Origin of the sequence: Cupriavidus sp. IK-TO18, assembly GCF_015549295.1 — a bacterium.
GTDB lineage: Bacteria > Pseudomonadota > Gammaproteobacteria > Burkholderiales > Burkholderiaceae > Cupriavidus > Cupriavidus oxalaticus_A.
In genome coordinates, this window is sequence record NZ_JADGMP010000056.1 from 45,104 (window position 1) to 52,223 (window position 7,120).

At 55.9% G+C, this 7,120-nt stretch carries 5 protein-coding genes; all 5 read left to right on the forward strand.

The window, feature by feature from the left end:
- Positions 1-26: 26 nt before the first annotated feature.
- Entirely contained in the window at positions 27-2,018 is a 1,992-nt protein-coding gene (locus tag IPF36_RS33210) for a DUF262 domain-containing protein (RefSeq protein ID WP_195432216.1), read from the forward strand.
- Between the two features lie 175 nt (positions 2,019-2,193).
- A complete protein-coding gene (locus IPF36_RS33215) occupies positions 2,194-3,543 on the forward strand; it encodes a PD-(D/E)XK nuclease family protein (RefSeq protein WP_195432218.1) in 1,350 nt (449 codons plus the stop codon).
- A 208-nt stretch (positions 3,544-3,751) separates the two neighbouring features.
- Positions 3,752-4,870 (forward strand): NYN domain-containing protein, encoded by a 1,119-nt coding sequence (locus IPF36_RS33220; protein WP_195432220.1) that lies wholly within the window; start codon positions 3,752-3,754, stop codon positions 4,868-4,870.
- Between the two features lie 396 nt (positions 4,871-5,266).
- Positions 5,267-5,512, forward strand: a complete 246-nt coding sequence (locus IPF36_RS33225; protein ID WP_195432223.1) for a hypothetical protein — start codon at positions 5,267-5,269, stop codon at positions 5,510-5,512.
- A 409-nt stretch (positions 5,513-5,921) separates the two neighbouring features.
- Positions 5,922-7,087, forward strand: a protein-coding gene (locus IPF36_RS33230; RefSeq protein ID WP_116345890.1) for an IS3 family transposase whose coding sequence is annotated in 2 segments (ribosomal slippage) — positions 5,922-6,186 and positions 6,186-7,087 — 1,167 coding nt in all. Because the reading frame shifts where the segments join, the coding sequence is not laid out codon by codon here.
- Positions 7,088-7,120: the final 33 nt, after the last annotated feature.

Here is a 7,120-nt window from a genome sequence, read left to right on the forward strand (position 1 = left end):
ACTTATCACACCAAACAGGAAGACTTGTGCGTCCCGAGAAGACTTCTGTAACACGCTTGTTCATCGCGCCGGCCCAGTATCTGATCCCGGTATTTCAGCGGGGATACGTATGGACTCTGGAAAAGCAGGTTGCCCCGCTCTGGGCAGACATTGAAGATCGCGCCCTCAAGTACATTGAATACGAGTTGGAGAGCAAGAAGGCATCGGCGCATGCCCTGAAGCCGCTTCAGAAGCACTTTCTCGGCTCTGTCGTACTAACCCCCGTTCCAGGAACATTCGGCCGCGCACCGACGTTCGAAGTCATCGACGGGCAACAGCGCACCACGACGCTGCACCTGCTGCTTCTGGCTTTCCGGCTAGCCGCGATGCAGTTGAAGGGCTCCCCCGTGCCGGGCATGCTCGATACCCTGCTTCGGAATCCGGGTCCATACACCGAGGCAACGGACCATCACAAGGTGTGGCCGACTCAAGCTGGCCGCGCCGAGATGCGTGAATTGAATGGCGCACCGGATGTCGAGGCGATCTGCCGGAAGTATCCAGCCAAGGAGGGCCGGCAACGTTTCGAGCGGCCGCTGATGGTCCAAAGCTTCATTTATCTCTATCACGCTTGCTTGGCCTTTTTCCGTGGCATCGAGCTCGGCGATCCGGTCACGGAAGAGACAGACCAAACCTACTCGCATTTGCTGATCCACGAGATCCGGAACAAGAACTCGGTGCCGTCGCTGGCGGGCACAGCGGAACTCGATGCACAACGCGCACAGTCGTTGTACATGGCGCTGTCCGAGTACGTGCAGATCATGACGCTGACGCTGGAGTCCGAGGACGACCCACAAGTTATCTTCGAGACCCTCAACGCACGTGGGGAGCCGCTGCTCGCCTCCGATCTGATTCGGAACTTCGTGTTCCTGGACGCCGCGCGACGTGGCCAGGACGTGACGACCCTTTATGAGACGCGATGGCGCGACTTCGACGAACAGTACGATCGGGACCAGACTGTCTCCGCCAACCGCTACTGGCGCGAGAAAGAGCGACAAGGCCGCCTGACGCACCCACGCATCGACCTGTTCTTTTTCCACTACACGGTGTTGCGGCGTCGCGAGGAGACCAAGGTCAGCCATGTCTTTCAGTCCTTCAAGGAATGGTGGGATGGCGCCCCGCGAGATATTGACCTAGAACTCGACCGCCTCGGAAAGAGCAGCCAGCACTTCCGCGAGTTCATTTCGCCAGTCGGGGATGACCACGTGGCGGAATTTGCAAAATTGGTCAGGATTCTCGATGTCAGCACGTTGACGCCCGTATATCTTGCGCTGCGCGATCGCTATGCGCCGGACAGCGCCGAACTCCGCCTGGCGCTGGGCGATCTGGCTTCGTACATTACCCGTCGAACGGTGTGCGGCTATACCACCAAGGCTTATAACCGGATCTTTCTCCGGTTGTTGGGCGAGGTTGCCGATTCTTCGTCCCCGGCGACAGCACTGCGTAAGTACCTCCTTGGCCTCGACGGCCATAGCCAATGTTGGCCGACAGATGACGAGTTCCGGCAGGCCTGGAAGACCCGACCGGTGTATGAACTGCTCCGCCCCCGGAAGGTCTGCGCTATCCTGCGCGCGCTGGAACTCGCATCCCGGTCCTCGCGGCAGGAGTACAAGGGGGTTCAGGAAGTTGAGACGCTCACCGTGGAACATGTCATGCCGCAGTCCTGGCAAAAGAGCTTGCACTTCATGCTGCCGGAAGATGATCTCAATGCGATCTCGGCCAGAACCACGGCTGTGCAGACTTTCGGCAACCTCACGCTGCTGACGCAATCCTTGAACAGTTCGGTCAGCAATGGGCCGTTCGAGGATTTCGAAGACTCAAACACACTGGTTGAAGGCAAGCGTACGAAGTTCCTGCAAAGCCTGTTACTTCTCAATGCATACTTCCAGCACAGCAGTGTCACCAAATGGGACGATGATGAGATCCGCGCGCGTGGCGATCATATGTTCCTGAAGGCATTGAAGGTCTGGCCACGTCCCTGAAAGTAGCGCGGCGGGCGTCTTTCCGGTCGCGCGCCAAAGCCCTGCCTTGGTGCCGTCATTCGATATTCCCGCACCAGCCGGAGTCCGAGAAATCCTGAAACAGATGCCCGGCGAGGTCCAGGGCAAGCCGACGGCAAGATCCTGCCGAAACGCGAAGAGCCACGCGACACAATCCATGATGCAAGAACTGAATAAATTTTGTTCCGATCCTACGCTTGTTGAACTGCTCGAACTCGCGAAGAGCACCGACGATCTACTCGATCTCCTGACTCCGCGAGAAAATCAGCACTCGGATTTGATGGAATGGTGCTTCAATGCTCGAGAGGGACACGGACAGGGTGATGCGATCCTGAAAGATTTCCTTCTGGCCTTGTACCGGAGTTCCTCGGAGCACGAAGCCGGGGACAGGCTTAGCGGGCGAGGCTTGAGCCGCGACTTCGTCCGTGCATGGCCACCAACCCGCGTTATGGCTAGCAGCTTTGCAACCGCCTTCTGCTATCGCGAATACGCGCTTCCCAAGGCACCTGACGAGAAGAATGCAAGACGTCTGGACATGTTGGTTATCGATCCGGATAACGAGTTCATTCTCGTCATTGAGAACAAAGCGGGAGCTCGATTTGGAGCTGGCCAACTCGAGGGCTATCTGGAGGGTATGCAGAAAACCCTACTGGGAAAACGTGCTTTCAGCAATTTTCATGTCGCTTTCGTCGCGATGGACCGAGATGCTGCGGTTGGTGATGATGCCGCTGGGAATGGTACTGGTATCGATGGGCGCTGGATACGCCTGAACTACGAATGGCTTCGACCCGCCGCACAACGCGCAGAAGTAGCGGTACAGCGAGGTAATCAAAGTGCTGCACTACTACTTTCGTATTGCCGTCGACAGACGGGGTGGGAATCGGAGTCGATGCAAGCGATGACGCGGCTCGCCCAGGATCTTGCTATCCGGTTCCCTCAAGTTGCCAAAGTGTTCGACCGCATCAGTAAAGAATTCAGTCACCCGGACTCTTGGGTGCCGTCTATGATGAAACCTGACGATATCGATGGCCAACTCGTCAAGTTCTACCGCCAGTATGAGTCAGCGATCGACCTCATGCTCCAATTGACTCCGTTGCAACTGCTGCGCGCAAGTCTCACCGAAAGTGTTCCGGATTTGGAAAACGATGAGGATGCTTACGAGTATGGCAGAGTTTGGGCGAGCTACCGCCTACCCCTTGATCATCCTCCGGCGCAAGTGGACTATCGATGGCCATTATACTTGCAATACAGGTATCTCAATCCGGGCAGCGATAGCGCCGCGAAATTCAGAGTCCGGCTTCTCTGGCGTCCTTGTTATGTCTCAGAGGACGAAAGGGACCGTACATGTAGCGCGCTTGGCAAATTCTATCCGCCCGCAGCAACGTCTGCCGACCGTCAAACACGGCTGATTCTCGTTGAGGAGGAATGCGTTTTTGGGCGCGCTCTCGATTTGGGCTTGGAGATTATTCATAAGACCAGCCGGGCGCTGACGCTGCAAAGTGCCTAAACTGGGGTCATCATACTTTCCTTCATTTTCTGGCGGTATGTACAGGAAAGGGCTTATCTATCAAGACCTTACAAACACTCCGGCGGCACGTGATGCATTGCGCCGGAAAGCCCTGCTACAGGCGGCTCTGCGGTATGCTACCGCCATTTTTTTCACGGAAAGTACGATGACCCTAATCTCGTAAAAACTATCCGGAGGTGCAGTAGGAATGGATTCAGAGCGCAAACCACACCGACAAAAATTCTTCGCAGAACAAGCGGCTTCGGAAAAAAAACTAAGGGAGCAAATTGAAGCTCAGATCGACTTTGCGCAGCGCGCGATAAGTCAAACCGGGTCGCGAGTCGTTGCCCATCGATTGCTAGTCCTTGTTGACCTACAGGGAATGTACCTCGCGCTTCACGAGTGGCTATCAGCGCGCAACTTCCCCATCGACGACGGACTAATTCTTAGCAGGTTTGCATATCTTCAGATAAAGCGTACATTTGATGTCGTCACGAATCACGTTCTTGCTTCTCAGCCCGTTCCGTCGAGAGAGTATCGAGAATTCGTGAAAAATGTAAAAATAGCCTACCAAGACGGTCGACCAGTTTCAGGAAACGCTAATCTTCTAAAGAATGGCATCTACCTGAATGTGTCTCCAACCTTCGAACTTTTCTATGCCCCCATCGACTTAATACGCATTGAAAAGGATCTTTCTTACTATTCGAAATTAGGCAGTAAGTTCGCGAAAGATTTACTCGAAAAGGTACGGTCCGGGATTGTTGTCAGAGGCCCAATGACGCGCGACTATGCCGCGTATAACGATTTTATTTCCTGCCTGAAACTCAATCTTGAGTTTTCAAAATTTGATGAGGGCTTTTTCGGTCTTAACGTAGGCTGGAAAGGTTTGAATTATTTCGATGAGAAAGAAGTGGATACACGAATTGTTATGAGAGCAATGGATGCTTTCTACAATCGAGAGGCGGACTCTTTGACCATAGTCTCATCGGATCAAGACTTTATGCCTCTCCACGAGCGCGCTTCAGATTTTGGAGTTGTCTCTTATCATGCTGATCTCGCCAAGATGTTAGAAGACGATCGCATTGGCAGTCGCTTCAAAACCTTGGGTAATAGATTTTTCCGAGGTGGCATTGACCCTGGGTGGCCGCTAGAGATTTTGACAGAAGCGATTTCTGCACCGGGGATGAATCACTTTCAGAAATATGTCTTTAGTGAACAGGAACTTCGTGCGCTTTGCGACCTTCACAATGAGATGAACGAGGTTCAAGTTAAATTGAACATCGACGATACCGGATCCACAACGCTTGGAATGTTTCGACCAAAATAAATCGACGGCGTGGTAATCTGCTCGCTATTGCGTGCGTTGCGGTCGCGCGAATGGGCGTGCTCTAACGACAGCGACTGGCCGGGAAGCGCCTTGCGTCAGCCGCAAGGCGGTCGACCCTTGCCGACTGGGCCAAGTCGCGGCGGTAAGGTTCGATAACGGCCTTATCGCGTCAATACCAAGCGAAGGGCATACAGGCGGGGTTGGTGGCCGCGCGGAAGGAGGGCGATTGTCTTTGCCATGATCGTCAAGCCCATGCCGTGTCGCAGAATGGCGGGCTCCAGACCCCATTATGGTGAAACAGAGGCGGTGTCAATCCTGCAACGGCGTAGCACCGCTTTGTGACATTTTCGTGTAGTCTCGCCACCAAATCACCTCTTGTTTTCCGGTGCGACTTCCATGGCACGATATCTTGAGCTTGTCGCCCGGGCCTTCGGCGTCGGCGCCGTCATCGTGATCGCCGCCATCGTGGCCCGGCAAGTATATTTGCGCAGCGCCGCGGAGGCCGCCGATATCATGGCAGATGAGGAGCCTACGACAATGATGTTGATCCGCTGCGAGATGGCGCACGAACGTCTGCAAAGCCGGCACAGGCAAGCTACGGAGACTGACGAGCGGCCACGCGCTCGTTGTCGGGAGTCGTGATTTCGGAGAATTTCTGATCAGCCGATCAGGAGCAATAGGCAAAAGGAAGCCCGCTGCTCGGGCGGGGAAGACTCTTGCACGCTCGCAAAGGGCAGGAAATCCCGGCCCCGGGCACCAGGCGATAGCTCGAAGTAGTGCGAATTAATAATTTCACGATCTCGAAATTATTAGAATGTGACGACGGACGCCGCCCACGGTCATGGCCGAGAACCATGACCTGGCCTTGGGCTACGCATGAGGCTATCTGGCAGGACGGGTGGATGCCAACAGGCAGGCGTCGTCTCTGGAAGCGCTTCAAGACGGCTCGCCTGCCGGTCTAGCACGACGAGTAGCGGGCGGATGAGGTAGCCTGATCGAGGCGGACACGCTTGGTCCTTAGATTAAGATCGTGGATCAGGAGTGTGCACAGATGAGCAAGGCAAGACAGACGTACGGGGAAGAGTTTCAGGCAGAGGCCGTGAGACTGGTGCTGGAGCAGGGACTGACGCTGCAGTCGGCCGCGCAGCGCCTGGGGATTCCGAAGGGCACGTTGACGAATTGGGTGTCGAAAGCCAAGGCGCCTGGAACAGCAGCGGCACCAGGAGGCGTGACAGTGGCAGAGTTGGCGGCGGAGAATGCGAGGCTGCGCAAGGAGTTGGCCGAGGCGAGGCTGGAGCGCGATATTGTAAAAAAAGCCGCAGCGTACTTCGCCAGGGAATCACTGCCCGGTACGCGTTCGTGAGTCAATGGCGAGAAGTGTATCCGGTGAAGTTGATGTGCCGGGTATTGGGGGTCTCGCGCAGTGGCTACTACGACTGGACACACAGACCTTATGGGCTCAGTCCGGAACAGGAGCGGCTGCGTCTGGCGATCCGGGCAGCCCACAAGCGCACGCGTCAGACGTACGGTACGCGGCGCCTGCAGCGCGAGCTGGCTGGCGATGGATTCGTGGTCGGCCGTGATCGGCTAGCCAGACTGCGCAACGAGATGGGGATTCGGTGTCGGCAAAAGCGTCGATTCGTAGCGACAACGCGCTCGGCACATAATCTGCCAGTGGCGCCCAACCTACTGGAGCAGAAATTTGAAGCCGACAGGCCAAACGCCGCGTGGGTGACTGACATCACGTATATCGCGACCGATGAGGGTTGGTTGTACCTGGCAGGAATCAAGGACCTGTACACGTGCGAGATCGTGGGCTACGCGATGGGGCCCAGAATGACACAAGAATTGGTGGGCGAAGCGCTGTTCCGGGCGGTGCGCAGCAAGCGGCCACGGCCCGGCCTGATTCATCATTCGGACCGGGGCAGCCAATACTGTGCTCACGGCTATCGCAGGTTGCTAGCGCAGTTCGGCATGCTGGCTTCGATGTCACGCAAGGGAAACTGCTACGACAATGCGCCCATGGAGAGCTTCTGGGGCAGCCTGAAAGCAGAGTTGGTGTACCACCATCGGTATGCCACCCGGATGGAAGCCATGGCCTCTGTCCGTGAGTACATTGAGATTTTTTACAATCGCCAACGGCGCCATTCGAAGTTGGGGTACCGAACGCCAGGCGAAGTCGCTGCAAGCTACCTCAGTCGACTAGCTGCAGCATGAACCAGACGTGTCCGCGCTGGACAGAACACCTCA